Origin of the sequence: Devosia sp. 1635, from assembly GCF_013185955.1 — a bacterium.
Classification (GTDB): domain Bacteria; phylum Pseudomonadota; class Alphaproteobacteria; order Rhizobiales; family Devosiaceae; genus Devosia.
This window is the reverse complement of record NZ_JABAOM010000001.1, coordinates 747,500-761,380: the sequence shown is the minus strand read 5'-3', so window position 1 is coordinate 761,380 and position 13,881 is coordinate 747,500. Positions and strand designations below refer to the sequence as shown.

The window sequence follows — 13,881 nt, the reverse complement described above, 5'->3', positions numbered from 1 at the left end:
AGTGTTGAGTCCGGCTGGGGCGCTAAGTGGTTCCCACAGCGAGACTAAGCGGGGGCGTTCGGGCGCGTCACCATGCGGGCCTGGATGATCACGACGACCAGAAGGAAAGCGCCGCGGATCACCGATTGCCAATAGGCTGAGAGGGAAATCCAGCCCATGCCGTTCTCGAAATTGAGCACGTTGAAGAGGATGCCGAGGAGAAGCACGCCGGCCAAAGTGGTGCCAACGGAGCCGACGCCGCCGGTCAGCAGCGTACCGCCGACCACGACCGAGGCGATGGCAAAGAGCTCCCAGCCGACGCCTTCAATGGGCTGGCCAGCGCCGAACTGGGCGGCAAGAATGACGCCGGCGAGGCCGGCCAGGCCCCCGCTCGCCAGATAGGTCAGGAACTTGATGGCATCGGTACGCAAGCCCATGAGGCGTGAGGCTTCCTCGTTGCCACCGATGGCGAGGACGGTGCGGCCGGTGCTGGTGAAGTTGAGGACGACCGAGCCGAGGAGATAGGCGACCGCGGCGATCACGGCGGGGATGGGCAGGATCCACAGATTGCCCTGCCCTAGCGCGGTGAAGCCGCTTTCATAGGAAACGGAGACGGACTGGTTGTTGGCCAGCAGCAGCGCCGAGCCGCTGGCCGCGAGCATGGTCGCGAGAGTGGCGATGAAGGGCATGATGTTGGCGCGGGTGACGAGAAGGCCGTTGATGGCGCCGACGAGGAGGCCGACGCCGATGCCGGCCGCGGCGCCGGGGAGGATGCCATAGGGACTCGCAAGGGCCGCCGCGACGCTGCCGAGGGCGGCGGTGGAGCCGACGGAGAGATCAATGCCGCCGGTCATGATGACGAAGCACATGCCGAGCGAGACCAGCGCGAACATGGAATTGTAGCGCAAAACGCTGGTGATGTTGAAAAAGCCGACGAAGTTGTCGTAGCGCCACCAGCCAAAGGCGATGAGGGCGAGGAGGGCAATGACGACGCCATAGGTGCCGAGGAGAATGCGCAGATCGGGCTTGCGGGTCATCGCGCCCTGCCCTGTTGCTGGAGCCAGACGGCGAGGACGATGATGGCGGCCTTGACCACGAGCGCGGCGGCGTCGGGGACGCCATTGGCGAGAAGCGTGTAGCGCACGAGCTGGATGGTGAGCGCGCCGATGAGGGTGCCGATGATGGTGGCCTTGCCGCCGCTCAGCAGCGTGCCGCCGACGGCAACGGCGGCGATGGCGTCGAGCTCCATGCCGAGGCCGACGAGATTGGCGTCGCTGGCGGAGTTGATGGCGATGACGATGAGCCCGGCCACGCCCGCGCAAAAGCCGGAAATGGCGTAGACGGCGAGTTTGACGCGGCTGACGGGGACGCCCGAGAGTTCGGCGGCGCGCTCATTGCCGCCGGTGGCGAGGATGGCGCGGCCAAAGACGGTGCGGCGGAGGACCCAGGCGGCAAGGAGCACGATGGCGGCCATGATCAGCACCTGGACGGGGATGCCGAAGGGGCGCCCCAGGCCGATCCACTGGAATTCGGGGGTGCGGAAGACCTGGAGGTTGCCGTTGGTGAGGACCTGGGCAATGCCGCGGCCGGCGATGAAGAGGACCAGGGTGGCGACAATGGGCTGGATGCGGAAATAAGCGACGAGCCAGCCGTTGAAGAGGCCCAGGAGCGTCGCGGCCAGGAGCGCGACAAAGATGGCGAGGGCGACGGCGGGGCCGATAGGGCCAACGGGAAAGATGGTGCCGAGGAAGATCATCGGCGCCAGCGCGCCGGAGATGGCCATGATGGAGCCGACGGACAGGTCGATGCCGCCGGTGCCGATGACCATGGTCATGCCGACGGCGACGATGACGATGGTGCAGACCTGGGTGAGGTTGACGTTGAGGGTTTGGACGGTGGCGAAGTTGCGAGTGAAGATGAGGTTGAAGACGAGCAACAGCGCGAGCGCGATCAGCGTGCCATAGCGCGAAAGGAAATCGAAGACGTCAAAGGGGCGGCGCTCGGCGGCGCGCGGGGCGGGAAGAGTTGCGGTCACGCCTGCACCTGCTCGGTTCGGGTGGAATGGCCATGGGCCATGGCGTCGAGCACGCGCTCTTCGGTGATCTCGCTGCCGGTGAGTTCGGCGACTGTCCGCCCTTCGCGCAGCACAAAAACGCGGTCGGCGCCTTCGACGACTTCCTCGAGTTCGGAGGAGATCATGAGCACGGCCAGACCCTGATCGGCGAGGGAGCGGATGAGGCGCTGGATCTCGCCCTTGGCGCCCACATCGATGCCGCGGGTGGGTTCATCGAGGATCAGGAGTTTGGGATTGGTGGCGAGCCAGCGGGCCAGCAGCACTTTTTGCTGGTTGCCGCCGGACAGTTCGCGGATCTTCTGGTTGGGGCCGGAGCATTTGATGCCGAGTTGCGCGATGAAGCGCTCCACCAGTTCGCGCTGCTCGGTTTCGGAAACGACGCCGTTCCTGCTGATGCGCGGCAGAAGGGCGAGGGTCATGTTTTCCGCGACGCTGAGTTCGGGCACGATCCCTTCGGCCTTGCGGTCCTCGGTAACAAAACCCATGCCAGCGGCAATGGCGTCCTTAGCGCGGCCGGGGGCATAGGGCTGGTGGCCCATCTGCATGGCGCCGGCGCGCGTGCGATCGATGCCGAAGACGAGGCGGGCGGTTTCGGTGCGCCCTGCCCCCAACAAGCCGGCAAAACCGACGATCTCGCCCCGCGCGACATCGAAGCTGACATCCTGCACCGCCTGCCGGGCGGCCAGGTTGCGGGCGGCAAATACGGTTTCCCCCGCCTCCCGGTGCCGTTCAGTGAAGGCGGTGGCGTGGCCTTCGGCCTTGCTGATGTCGCGCCCGAGCATGGCGGAGACGAGGTCGAGCTTGTCGATCTCGTGCATGTCGGCGGTGCGCACGGTGCGGCCATCGCGCATGATGGTGACGCGGTCGCAGACCTCGTAGAGTTCATCGAGCTTGTGGCTGACAAAGATGACGGAAACGCCGTCGGCCTTGAGTTGGCGGATGACCTTGAACAGCATGGCGACCTCCCCTTCGTCGAGCGAGGAGGTGGGCTCGTCCATGATGACGAGACGGGCGGAAAAGCCGATGGCGCGGGCAATGGCCACCATCTGCTGGGTGGCGGTGTTGAAATCCATCAAGGGGCGGCGGACATCGACGTTGATGCCGAAGCTCGCGAGCAGGCGCTGCGCTTCGGCATGCATGGCGTTCCAATCGAGCATGCCAAAGCGGCGCGCTTCGCGGCCCAGGCAGATATTCTCGGTGAGCGAGCGGAAGGGGACGAGGTTGATTTCCTGGTAGATGGTGCTGATGCCGCGCGACTGGGCTTCGTGGGGAGAGCCCACTTCAAAGGGTTGGCCGGCAAAGAGGACCTCGCCGCCATCGCGCTTATGGTAGCCGGTCAGCACCTTGATCATGGTTGATTTGCCGGCGCCGTTCTGGCCGATCAGGGCGTGCACTTCGCCGGGGCGAACCTCAAGCGATGCGCCGGAGAGGGCCGGGATGCCGGCGAAGCGCTTGTCGATGCCGGTCATCGAGAGCAGCAGAACTTCGGCCATGCTGGAACTCCGAAAAACGGGGGCACCCGCCCCGAGGGCGGATGCCCGTCACCTTGCGATCAGTAGGCGGTGTCGAGCAGGTCGTCCGCGTTTTCGGGCGTATACATCTCGTCGGGATTGATGATCACCGGCGGGATGGTTTCGCCAGCGGCATAAGCCACGGCGGTATCGAAGGCCTTGGGGCCAAAGCGCGGGTTGCACTCGACCACGGCTTCGATCTTGCCATCGACCACGAGCTGCACGGCTTCCTTGCCGCCATCGATGGAGAAGACGAGGCAATCGTCGCGCCCGGCGGTGCGGCCAGCCGCTTCAAGGGCGGCAATGGCGCCGATGGCCATCTCGTCATTGTGGGCATAGATGACATTGGCGTCGGGATGAGCCTGCAGCAGGGTTTCGGCCACCTGGCGGCCCTTGTCGCGGGCGAAGTCGCCGGACTGGGAGGCCACGATCTGGAAGTCCGGATGCTGGGCAATGACGTCATCAAAGCCCTTCTTGCGGTCATTGGCCGGTGAGGAACCGGTAGTGCCTTCGAGTTCGATGATGACCTTTTTGTCGAGGCCGAGACCAACCAGATATTCGGCCACGCGCTGGCCTTCTTCGACGAAATTGGAGCCGATGAAGGTCACGTAGTCTTCGCCGGGCTTGGCGAGGCTCTGGTCCACATTGCGATCGAGCAGGATAATCGGAATGCCAGCGCCCTTGGCGGCCATGATGGCGGGGATCAGCGGCTTTTCTTCGCGCGGGGCGAGGAAGATCAGATCCACGCCCTGGGCAATCATGGAATTGACGTCGGCCACCTGCTTGGCGGCGGAGCCCGCCGCATCGGTATAAACCAGCTGCCAGCCGCGGGCGGCGGCTTCGTCCTGCATGGACTTGGTTTGCGCGAGGCGCCAGGGATTGTTGGACTCGGTCTGAGCAAAGCCGACCTTGTAGGTGTCCTTCTGTTCCAGCGGGGGCGCGGCGGCAAAGGCACGCGAGGCTAGAATGGACGCTGCGGCGCTGGCGGCCGAAGCAATCAGCAGACTACGACGGGTAATCATCATGTAGTTTTCCTCCCAGTTTGGCCGCCATTGCGCGACCAGTGGCTTGAGCCACGAACCATGATAGTTGACCAAATAATCTTGCGACGTCAATGCAGCTAATTAGCCTTAACTAGCTGATATTCTTGATGTATTATGCGACACGCACCTGCGCCCGGAGCACGGCCGGAACCTGCGTCTACCTCCCTCACATTTCCTGCCGGGCTCCCTCTGCTTGCTTCAGTTCACGGCGAAACCCGCATCTATCGGCAGGGCGACGCCATTGATCATGGCGGCCGCGTCGCTGAGTAAAAACAGGATCACGGATGCGACCTCTTCGGGCTGCACGAACCGCCCGAGGGGCATGCGGCGCAGCATGGGATCGGCCTTGGCCGGATCGCTCCAGGCCTTGACCGCCATCGGCGTCAGCGTAATCGCTGGATTGACGGTGTTGACGCGGATGCCATGTCGGCCAAGCTCATTGGCCATGACGCGGCTCATGGCATCAAGGGCACCCTTGCTGGCGCAGTAAGCGGCGTGATCAGCCCAGCCCATCCATGCCGCATTGCTCGAGACATTGACGATGGCGCCGCCCAGACCGCGGCTGATGCGATCGCGCGCATATTCCTGGGCGAGCAGCATCGGGGCGCGCAGGTTAACGGCCATCAACTGATCGAGGCTGTCGACGCTGGTTTCGAGGAAGCTTTCGAGAATGGTGGTGCCGGCATTGTTGACGAGATAGTCGACCGGTCCACCTGCATGGGCTGCGGCGAGGGTAGCCTCAGGGTCGGACAAGTCTACGACGACGGGGGTGCAGCCAATTTCCTCGACGAGGCTATCCAGGTCAGACTCGGTGCGGCTGAGCGCCACGACATGGGCGCCCGCCTTGGCGAGCATAAGAGCGGTGGACCGGCCGATACCCTTGCCCGCACCACTGACCAGAACTGATTTGCCTTCAAGCGACATGGCTAACGCGTACTCCGTCCATCTGATTGACTGTGCTGCCCAAGATGAAGCTGGCGCAGCGATCGCCCAGCATCATGGCCGGGGCGGCAGTGTTGCCGGCATTGATGGTGGGGCACGCTGACATATCAGCGACGCGCAGATTGTCGATGCCGCGCACCTGCATCTGGGCATCCAGGACCGCCAATGGGTCGCCATCAGGCCCCATGCGACAGGTGCCGGCGGGGTGGTAATTGGTCTTGACCATGCGCTTGCAATGGGTCGCCAGCGCCTCGTCGCTCCAATCGGCTGGATCAGGGCGCAGGATCTTATCCACGCGCGAGCCAAGGGGGCCGTTCTGGAAGGCGCGCAGGAAAAAGCGCTGGCCGGCGATCATGGTGGCCATATCTTCGGGATGCTTGAGGAGATGGGGCGACACCACAGGCATATCGGCGGGATTGGCGGACCGCAGCTTCACGAAGCCGCGGGATTTGGGCTTGGTGACGACCGTGGTGACGGTGACCCCATGCGTGGGGGCGATGAGCTTGAGCAGGTCGCGGTCGAGATAAACAAAGGGGACGCAGAAGGCCTGGATGCTGGGTTCGGCGTCCGGATCGATGGGATTGACGAAGGCGCCGGCTTCCACGCCCGCCGAGGTCACCATGCCCGAGCCAAAGACCTTAAACTGCAGGCCATGCATCAACATGCGCCAGCCATCGGTGTGGCCGAAATAGCCATAGGGACCATTGAAGTGCGCGAGGATCGGCACTTCGGGATGATCGATCAGGTTCTGGCCGACGCCCGGCGCGTCAAGGGTGACGGAAAGTCCGTGCCCGCGCAGTTCATCGGCGGGGCCGATGCCCGAAAGCATCAGCAGCTTGGGGGAAACCAGCGCCCCCGAGCAGACGATGATATCGGCGGCGGAATGGGCGGTGTGCTCGCCCGAGTTGTCGGCGTAAACGACGGAGGTCGCCCGCTCCTTGTCGATGACGAGGCGCTGCACGGCGGCGTTGAGCTTGACGGTCAGGCGGGGATGCTTGAGCAGTGGCTCGACGAAAGCGTAAGCGGCGCTGGAGCGTTTGCCGCGCCGGTTCATGAACTGGTAGAAGCCGACGCCGGTTTGGCGCGGGCCGTTGAAATCGGGATTGAAGGGGACGCCCAGCCCCTGCATGGTTTGCACGAACCAGCGCGACACATCATCGATATGGCCGGGATCGGATACGAGCAGCGGGCCGCTGTCGTTGTGGCGCTCATCGAAAAAGCGGTTATTGCCTTCCATGCCGCGGAAATGGGGGAGCACATGCTCCCAGTCCCAGCGCACACCGGCATTGTTGCCGCGCAAGAGCTCGTCCCAGGCATCGTAGTCGGACGGGCGGCCGCGCATATAGACCTGGGCGTTCACCGAAGTGCCGCCGCCCAGCACATTGCCCTGGCTGATCTCATGGACGCGCCCGTCCAGATGCTCTTGGGGCGTCGTGGCGTGATAGCGCATGAACTTGGAGCCGTTGATCATCTTGAAGATGCCCGGCGGCATATCGAGCAGCGGATGATGGTGGGAGTGCCCGGCTTCCAGGAGCAGCACCCGGCGCCCGGCCTCGACCAGCCGCGCGGCCGCCACGCAGCCCGACGCGCCCCCGCCCACAACGATATGATCGTATTCCTGCGTCACGCTTTGTGGTCCTCCTCGGGTGGCGGGCGTCCTCTCTTGGCGGAGTTCAGCCCTGGTCGAATGTTCCTCGCACATATTCCCAGGCGGCGGTCAGGTGGCCATTGAGGGCGCGCTCGGCACCCTCGGGGTCACGTTCGGCAATGGCCTGGTAGATTTCACGGTGGCTGAGCCAATTGGTGCGGTTGCGCTCCGAGGAGCGGTCCATGCGCTCCCAATGGGGGCGCAGCCAGCCGGTGAAGGCGCGATGGATGGAGGGCATCACCGGATTGCGCGGCAGCTCATAAAAGACGGCATGAAAGGCCATGTCGGTGCGGTAGAATTCGGCGGCGTCGCCGATGGCGGCTTCATTGGCCTCGAGCGCGGTGCGCAGGGCGGCGAGATCGTCCTTGCGGGCGTGAAGCGCGGCGTGGCGCACCAGCGCGGCTTCGAGGAAGACGCGGGTGTCGTAGAGGTTCTTGACGCCCGCGGTCTGGCCCAGCAACTGGCCGACGACGCCGCCGAGGGCTGAAAGGGCCGCATCATAGCCGGCGCGGCGCACGACTGGGCGGAAGCGCGGACGGGTTTCGACGAGCCCCCTGCCCGCCAGTTGCGCCACCGCTTCGCGCGCGACGGTGCGGCTGATGTTGAACTGAGCCATGAGTTCGCGCTCGGCGGGCAGATAGCTGCCATCGGGCAGTTCGCCGCTGCCGATCATGGCTTCGAGCCGGGCCACGACCATGTCGGCGGCTCGATCACTCGCTCCGCTCCGGGGTTCCGCTGCCAGCTCCATTGCACCCGTCACGCCACCGCTCTCCTTTGCCCGATACCTCAACCAAGTTCGCATCAGAATGCAAGCGCAAAACGCTATTTGGTCCGTCCAAAGTTTAGATGAACTGCGGCCAGGGCTTGACTTTGTGGCGCCGCACGGCCTCACTTGTGCTGGTTTGGTCGGAGCAAAGCGGAGGAGCCGTTGATGCTGCAGGAGATGTTGGCGGAGCTGGCCGGCAGCGGGGTGTATCGCGGGCAGATGCTGATCGACGGGCGCTGGACCGATGGGGGCGCGCGCGATGTGTTCGAGGTGGAGAACCCGGCCAACCAGCGCATCATCGGCACCATCCCCCAGGGCGGACCGGAGGATGCGGCGGCGGCAATCGAGGCGGCGCGGCGGGCACAGCCGGCCTGGGCGGCGCGGCCGCCGATCGAGCGGGCCAAGCTGCTGTTCAAGCTGGCCGATGCGGTGCGCGAGAATGATGGCGTGCTGGCGCGGATCGTGGTGGCCGAACAGGGCAAGCCGCTCAACCAGGCGATGGGGGAGATCGGGGCGACGGAGACTTTCCTGCGCTATGCGGCGGAGTCGGCGCGGCGCATCGAGGGGGATATTCTTCCCTCGGACGTGGCCAATGAGGAAGTGTGGATCCGGCGGGTGCCGCATGGGGTCGTGGTGGGGCTGACGGCTTGGAATTTCCCGGCGGCGCTCGCCACGCGCAAGCTGGGGCCGGCGCTGGTGGCGGGCAATACATTCGTGCTCAAGGCGCATGAGTTCACGCCGTTTTCGGGGCTGGCCCTGGCGGCACTGGCGCAAGAAGTGGGGTTCCCGCCGGGCGTGTTCAATGTGGTGACGGGCGCGGGGCGTAGCGTCGGGGAAGCGCTGGTGACCCATCCCCATTCCGACCTCATCACCATGACCGGCAGCACGCGGGCGGGCAAGGAAATCTACCGGGCGGGCGCCGACCAGATCAAGGTGCTGCGGCTCGAGCTCGGGGGCAAGGCGCCGTTTATCGTCATGGACGATGCCGATGTGGATGGGGCCGTTCAAAGCGCGGTGGCGGCGCGGTTCAGCAATTGCGGGCAGATCTGCACCTGCAATGAGCGGATGTATCTGCATCGCGCCATTGCCGATGAGTTTCTGGAGAAATTCGTGGCGCGCACGCAGCGGTTGCGGATCGGCGATCCGCTGAGTGACCCCGATCTTGGGCCCAAGATCAGCGGGCCGGAGGTCGACAAGGTCGCCGCTATCGTGGCGCAATCGGTGGGTGCAGGGGCCGAGGTGCTGCTGGAGGGCGGGCCGCTGCGGGAGGGGGAATTTGCGCGGGGGCATTGGTATGCGCCAACCGTGATGAAAGTGCCCAACAACTCGGTGCCGGCGATGCAGCAGGAGATCTTTGGGCCGGTGGTGCCGGCCATGGTGGTGGGCGACTTCGAGGAGGCGCTGAGCCTCGCCAATGACAGCGAATATGGACTCTCCGCCTATGTTTATACGCAGAACTTCAAGCGGCTGATGCGCTCGGCCGAGGCGCTGCAGTTCGGGGAAATCTACTGCAATCGCTCGAGCGGCGAGCTGGTGCAAGGTTTCCATACCGGCTGGGGGCAATCGGGGCTGGGCGGGGAGGACGGCAAATATGGGCTGGACGGCTATTTCCGCAAGAAAACCATGTATGTGAACTGGTCCTGAACCCCATGAACACGCCACTGATCGAGGCCGTGGAGGCCCAGCTGTTCCGGGTGCCGCTCCCCAAGGTGATGGTGGATGCCAAGCATGGCGCGCACACCCATTTCGAGCTCGTGACCGTCACCATCCGCACCAGCGATGGCGCGGAGGGCACCGGCTATAGCTATACCGGCGGCAAGGGCGGGCGGGCGATTCTCGCGGTCGTCGAGGATGATCTGACACCCATGCTCCTGGGAAGCGATGCCGGGGAGATCGACGCCATCTATGACGCGATGTGGTGGCATATCCATTATGTGGGGCGCGGCGGGATCACGGCGTTTGCGATGTCGGCGGTGGATATTGCGCTCTGGGATTTGAAGGGCAGGCGCGAGGGGCGGCCGCTCTGGCAGATGGCCGGCGGCGCCGGGGCAACGGCCAAGGTTTATCGCGGCGGGATCGACCTCAACTACACGCTACCCGAGCTGCTGGAGAGCATCGAGGGGTATCTGGCGGCAGGGTTCAGGGCGATCAAGATCAAGGTGGGCAAGGACGACCTCGCAGAGGATGTCGAGCGGGTGCGGGCGGTGCGGGCGCTGATCGGGCCGGATACCCCGTTCATGGTGGATGCCAATTATGCACTGGATGTGCCGCGCGCGATTGCGGCGGCGAGAGCGTTCAAGCCCTTTGATCTGCTCTGGTTTGAGGAGCCGATCATCCCTGATGATTACCTCGGCTATGCGGCGATCGTTGAGGCAATGGGGATGCCGCTGGCGATGGGGGAGAACCTCCACACCATCCACGAGTTTGAATACGCCTTGGCGCAGTCGCAACTCTCGTTCATCCAGCCCGATGCCTCCAACTGTGGGGGGATAACCGGGTTCCTGCGGGTGGCGGAGCTATCGCGCGCCCATGGCATTCCGGTGTGCAGTCATGGGATGCAGGAATTGCATGTGAGCCTTGTGGCCGGACAGCCCAATGCCGGCTGGGTCGAGGCCCACAGCTTTGACATCGACCACTACACCATCCGCCCCCTGCAGTTGCGCGACGGGCTGGCGGTGGCGCCGGATGTGCCCGGCACGGGCGTGGATTTCGATTGGGGTAAATTGCGCAGCGTTACGTAAAGCAAATGCACAAGGAAACGGCAGCATTTACTTGCCGCCAGGCTCTCGCACCAAGATAGGACGGAAGCAACAGCAACAAACGAGCAAAGCCCCATTCCGGTTGATTGACAGGCCCCAAGGTGGCGTGCTGACATCATCTTTATCGAAGCGGCGCACGAGGAGTGCGCGCGAACTTCGCAGCGGTCGTGACCGGAAAAATCCGGGACGTCCATGTTCTGGAGGAGAACACATGAACAGGTTCTGGAAAGCCACGGCAGCTGGCGCCGTGCTGCTCGGCCTTGCGTCCGGCTCGGCCTATGCGCAGGAAATTGTCGGACTGATCACGAAGACCGAGGGCAATCCCTTCTTCGTCAAGATGCGCGAAGGCGCGCAGGCCAAGGCGCAGGAACTCGGGCTCGAGTTGCGCACCTTTGCCGGCGAGTTCGATGGCGACAATGAAAGCCAGATCGCCGCTATCGAAAGCCTGATCGCCGCGGGCGCCAAGGGCTTTGCCATTGTTCCTTCGGATTCGTCAGCTATCGTGCCCACTATTCAGCAGGCCCGCGATGCCGGGCTGCTGGTCATTGTGCTGGATACCCCGCTCGACCCGATGGATGCGGCCGACGCGACCTTTGCCACCGACAACCGGCAGGCGGGACGGCTGATCGGGCAATGGGCCGCTGGCACGCTGGGCGATGAAGCGGCCAATGCCAAGATCGCGTTCCTCGATCTGGCGACCAACCAGCCTACCGTCGACTATCTGCGCGACCAGGGCTTCATGGAAGGCTTCGGCATCGATGTGAAGGATCCCAATCGCTATGGCGACGAGGACGATCCGCGCATCTGCGGACATGAAGTCACCGGCGGCGCGGAAGAAGGCGGGGTGACCGCCATGGAGACGCTGCTGCAGCGCTGCCCGGACGTCAATGTGGTCTATGCCATCAACGAACCGGCGGCGGCGGGGGGCTACCAGGCCCTGCAGTCGGTGGGCAAGGATGATGGTTCGGTGCTGATCGTGGCCATCGATGGCGGCTGCCCGGGCGTGCAGAACGTCAAGGAAGGCATTATCGGCGCGACCTCGCAGCAATACCCGCTCGACATGGCATCGCTCGCCATGGAGGCAATCGCCAAGTTTGCCGAAGATGGCACCAAGCCGGAAGTCGATCCGGAACTGGGCTTTTACGATACGGGGGCACGCCTTGTGACCGACAAGCCGGTGGACGGCGTGGAATCGATCGACACCACCGAAGCTGCCGAACTCTGCTGGGGCTAAGCGCCTCCTCGGCCTCTCCGGCCACTTGCCGGAGGGGCCCACTGCATTCCGCTCACCCCAGGAGGAGCAGGCGATGAGTGACGACGCCAGCGGCGTGACGACGGCAGAGCGCGGCCTTGGCAGCGGACCTGCCGGAGTGGCGAGCTTTGAGGACGAGGCACCCGGTGCGGGGCGCCGGATCCAGCACTTCTTTCACCAGAACCCAACAGCGATTCCCGCCATCATCCTGCTGGTGGCGGTGGCGGTGTTCGGGTTCGTGACCGGCGGTCGGTTTTTTGGCTCACTTAACCTGTCGCTGATTTTGGCGCAGGTGACGCTGATTGCCTTGTTGGGCACGGCGCAGACCCTCGTGATCATCACTGCGGGGATCGACCTGTCCGTCGGCGCGATCATGGTGCTGTCCTCCATCATCATGGGCAAGCTGGCGGTGGACTACCAGGTGCCGGTCGCCATCGCCTTTCCGGCGGGATTGTTGACGGGGCTGTTGTGCGGGCTGCTCAATGGCCTTCTCGTTACCGCGCTAAAGCTGCCACCGTTCATCGTGACGCTGGGCACCTGGAGCATTTATGGGGCGCTGATTACGCTGGTGTCCAACGCCGCGACGATCCGGGCGCAGGCGCTGGATCAATATGCGCCGTTTCTGCGCTGGATGGGTGCGCGCATTCCGCTCGGAGGTGGCGCCTTCTTGATGTATGGCTCGATCCTGATGCTACTGGTCGCGGTGGTGATCTGGTATCTCCTGAGCCGCACGGCCTTTGGGCGGCATGTTTATGCCATTGGCGATGATGCCAATGCCGCACGGCTTGCGGGCATTCAGGTCAACCGCACCCTTTTGGGCGTTTATACCCTGGCAGGGCTGCTGTGCGGGATTGCCGGTTGGGTACTGATCGGCCGGGTGGGCGCCGTGTCGCCGCTGGGCAATCAAACCGCCAATCTCGACGCCATCACCGCCGTCGTGATCGGGGGCACGTCGCTGTTTGGGGGACGCGGCTCGATTCTGGGGACGCTGTTTGGCGCACTGATCGTGGGCGTGTTCGATTCGGGATTGTCGCTGACCGGGGTGGATCCCTTGTGGCGGCAGCTGACGGTTGGCGCGCTGATCATCATCGCCGTGGCGATCGACCAATGGATCCGGAGGGTTTCGGCATGACCCAGCCCATTCTCGAAGCGCGGCAACTGACCAAGCGCTATGGCCGGGTGGTGGCGCTCGACCATGCCGATTTCGAGTTGATGCCCAACGAGATCCTCGCCGTGATCGGGGATAATGGTGCGGGCAAATCCACCCTGATCAAGGCGCTGTGTGGCGCGGTGCTGCCCGATGGCGGGGAGATCCTGCTTGAAGGCAAGCCGGTCAATTTTCGCTCCCCGCTCGAGGCGCGGATGGCGGGGATCGAGACGGTGTACCAAGATTTGGCGCTATCCCCTGCCCTCTCGATTGCCGACAACATGTTCTTGGGCCGGGAGTTGCGCAAGCCCGGCATCGTTGGGTCGGTGTTTCGCGGCCTCGACCGGGCGCGGATGCAAAAGATCGCGCGCGAAAAGCTGTCTGAGTTGGGACTGATGACGATCCAGAACATCAACCAGGCGGTGGAAACCCTGTCGGGCGGGCAACGGCAGGGCGTCGCGGTGGCGCGGGCCGCGGCCTTTGGCAGCCGGGTCGTGATCATGGATGAGCCGACAGCGGCGCTCGGGGTCAAGGAAAGCCGGCGCGTGCTGGAACTGATCCTCGATGTGCGGCGGCGCGGCTTGCCGATCGTGCTCATCTCGCACAACATGCCCCATGTATTCGAGGTGGCTGATCGCATTCACATCCACCGCCTCGGCAAGCGAATCGCAGTGATCAACCCCAAGGACTTTTCCATGTCCGATGCGGTGGCGATCATGACCGGGGCGATGCCGCCGCCGGTAGAACAAAAGGTTTGAGC

Annotated in this window: 12 protein-coding genes; 5 read left to right on the top strand and 7 right to left on the bottom strand. The window is 64.3% G+C overall.

The genetic code is table 11. The annotated features are described in order from the left end of the window. Nucleotides 1-44: 44 nt before the first annotated feature. The 7 genes from HRU92_RS03765 to HRU92_RS03735 all read right to left on the bottom strand — a co-directional run bounded on the left by HRU92_RS03765 (nt 45) and on the right by HRU92_RS03735 (nt 7,957). A complete protein-coding gene (locus HRU92_RS03765) occupies nt 45-1,016 on the bottom strand; it encodes an ABC transporter permease (RefSeq protein WP_172123061.1) in 972 nt (323 codons plus the stop codon). Further along, on the bottom strand, nt 1,013-1,933 hold the full coding sequence (locus HRU92_RS03760) for an ABC transporter permease (RefSeq protein ID WP_210258627.1): 921 nt from the start codon (nt 1,931-1,933) through the stop codon (nt 1,013-1,015). Before HRU92_RS03760 ends, HRU92_RS03765 begins: the two co-directional genes overlap by 4 nt. A 77-nt stretch (nt 1,934-2,010) precedes the next feature. Next, a complete protein-coding gene (locus HRU92_RS03755) occupies nt 2,011-3,546 on the bottom strand; it encodes a sugar ABC transporter ATP-binding protein (RefSeq protein WP_172123059.1) in 1,536 nt (511 codons plus the stop codon). A gap of 59 nt (nt 3,547-3,605) precedes the next feature. Next, complete coding sequence (locus tag HRU92_RS03750; protein WP_172124925.1) at nt 3,606-4,586, bottom strand: ABC transporter substrate-binding protein; 981 nt, start codon at nt 4,584-4,586, stop codon at nt 3,606-3,608. A 219-nt stretch (nt 4,587-4,805) separates the two neighbouring features. Then, a complete protein-coding gene (locus tag HRU92_RS03745) occupies nt 4,806-5,531 on the bottom strand; it encodes an SDR family oxidoreductase (protein ID WP_172123058.1) in 726 nt (241 codons plus the stop codon). Next, complete coding sequence (locus HRU92_RS03740; protein WP_172123057.1) at nt 5,521-7,176, bottom strand: GMC family oxidoreductase; 1,656 nt, start codon at nt 7,174-7,176, stop codon at nt 5,521-5,523. The genes HRU92_RS03745 and HRU92_RS03740 overlap by 11 nt, the downstream gene beginning before the upstream one ends. A gap of 46 nt (nt 7,177-7,222) precedes the next feature. Continuing rightward, the gene (locus tag HRU92_RS03735; RefSeq protein ID WP_349236689.1) at nt 7,223-7,957 is read right to left on the bottom strand and encodes an FCD domain-containing protein; all 735 of its coding nucleotides are present in this window, start codon (nt 7,955-7,957) and stop codon (nt 7,223-7,225) included. 171 nt (nt 7,958-8,128) lie between these two features. On the opposite strand from HRU92_RS03735, the gene HRU92_RS03730 reads away from it, so the two are divergent. The 5 genes from HRU92_RS03730 (at nt 8,129) to HRU92_RS03710 (ending at nt 13,879) form a co-directional block, all read left to right on the top strand. Then, entirely contained in the window at nt 8,129-9,607 is a 1,479-nt protein-coding gene (locus tag HRU92_RS03730) for an aldehyde dehydrogenase family protein (RefSeq protein ID WP_172123056.1), read from the top strand. A gap of 5 nt (nt 9,608-9,612) precedes the next feature. Beyond that, the gene (locus HRU92_RS03725) at nt 9,613-10,704 is read left to right on the top strand and encodes a mandelate racemase/muconate lactonizing enzyme family protein (RefSeq protein ID WP_173087595.1); all 1,092 of its coding nucleotides are present in this window, start codon (nt 9,613-9,615) and stop codon (nt 10,702-10,704) included. A 229-nt stretch (nt 10,705-10,933) separates the two neighbouring features. Next, complete coding sequence (locus HRU92_RS03720; RefSeq protein ID WP_172123054.1) at nt 10,934-11,956, top strand: sugar ABC transporter substrate-binding protein; 1,023 nt, start codon at nt 10,934-10,936, stop codon at nt 11,954-11,956. 73 nt (nt 11,957-12,029) lie between these two features. Continuing rightward, nucleotides 12,030-13,106 carry an ABC transporter permease gene (locus tag HRU92_RS03715; protein ID WP_172123053.1) on the top strand — a complete coding sequence of 359 codons (1,077 nt, stop codon included), beginning with the start codon at nt 12,030-12,032 and terminating at the stop codon, nt 13,104-13,106. Then, the gene (locus HRU92_RS03710; protein WP_173087593.1) at nt 13,103-13,879 is read left to right on the top strand and encodes an ATP-binding cassette domain-containing protein; all 777 of its coding nucleotides are present in this window, start codon (nt 13,103-13,105) and stop codon (nt 13,877-13,879) included. The genes HRU92_RS03715 and HRU92_RS03710 overlap by 4 nt, the downstream gene beginning before the upstream one ends. Nucleotides 13,880-13,881 lie beyond the last annotated feature (2 nt).

Excerpts from the sequence above, each read along its gene's own strand:
- HRU92_RS03710 (WP_173087593.1), top strand. The coding sequence starts at position 13,103 with ATGACCCAGCCCATTCTCGAAGCGCGGCAACTGACCAAGCGCTATGGC.
- HRU92_RS03765 (WP_172123061.1), bottom strand. The coding sequence starts at position 1,016 with ATGACCCGCAAGCCCGATCTGCGCATTCTCCTCGGCACCTATGGCGTC.
- HRU92_RS03720 (WP_172123054.1), top strand. The coding sequence starts at position 10,934 with ATGAACAGGTTCTGGAAAGCCACGGCAGCTGGCGCCGTGCTGCTCGGC.
- HRU92_RS03730 (WP_172123056.1), top strand. The coding sequence starts at position 8,129 with ATGCTGCAGGAGATGTTGGCGGAGCTGGCCGGCAGCGGGGTGTATCGC.
- HRU92_RS03725 (WP_173087595.1), top strand. The coding sequence starts at position 9,613 with ATGAACACGCCACTGATCGAGGCCGTGGAGGCCCAGCTGTTCCGGGTG.
- HRU92_RS03755 (WP_172123059.1), bottom strand. The coding sequence starts at position 3,546 with ATGGCCGAAGTTCTGCTGCTCTCGATGACCGGCATCGACAAGCGCTTC.
- HRU92_RS03745 (WP_172123058.1), bottom strand. The coding sequence starts at position 5,531 with ATGTCGCTTGAAGGCAAATCAGTTCTGGTCAGTGGTGCGGGCAAGGGT.
- HRU92_RS03750 (WP_172124925.1), bottom strand. The coding sequence starts at position 4,586 with ATGATTACCCGTCGTAGTCTGCTGATTGCTTCGGCCGCCAGCGCCGCA.
- HRU92_RS03715 (WP_172123053.1), top strand. The coding sequence starts at position 12,030 with ATGAGTGACGACGCCAGCGGCGTGACGACGGCAGAGCGCGGCCTTGGC.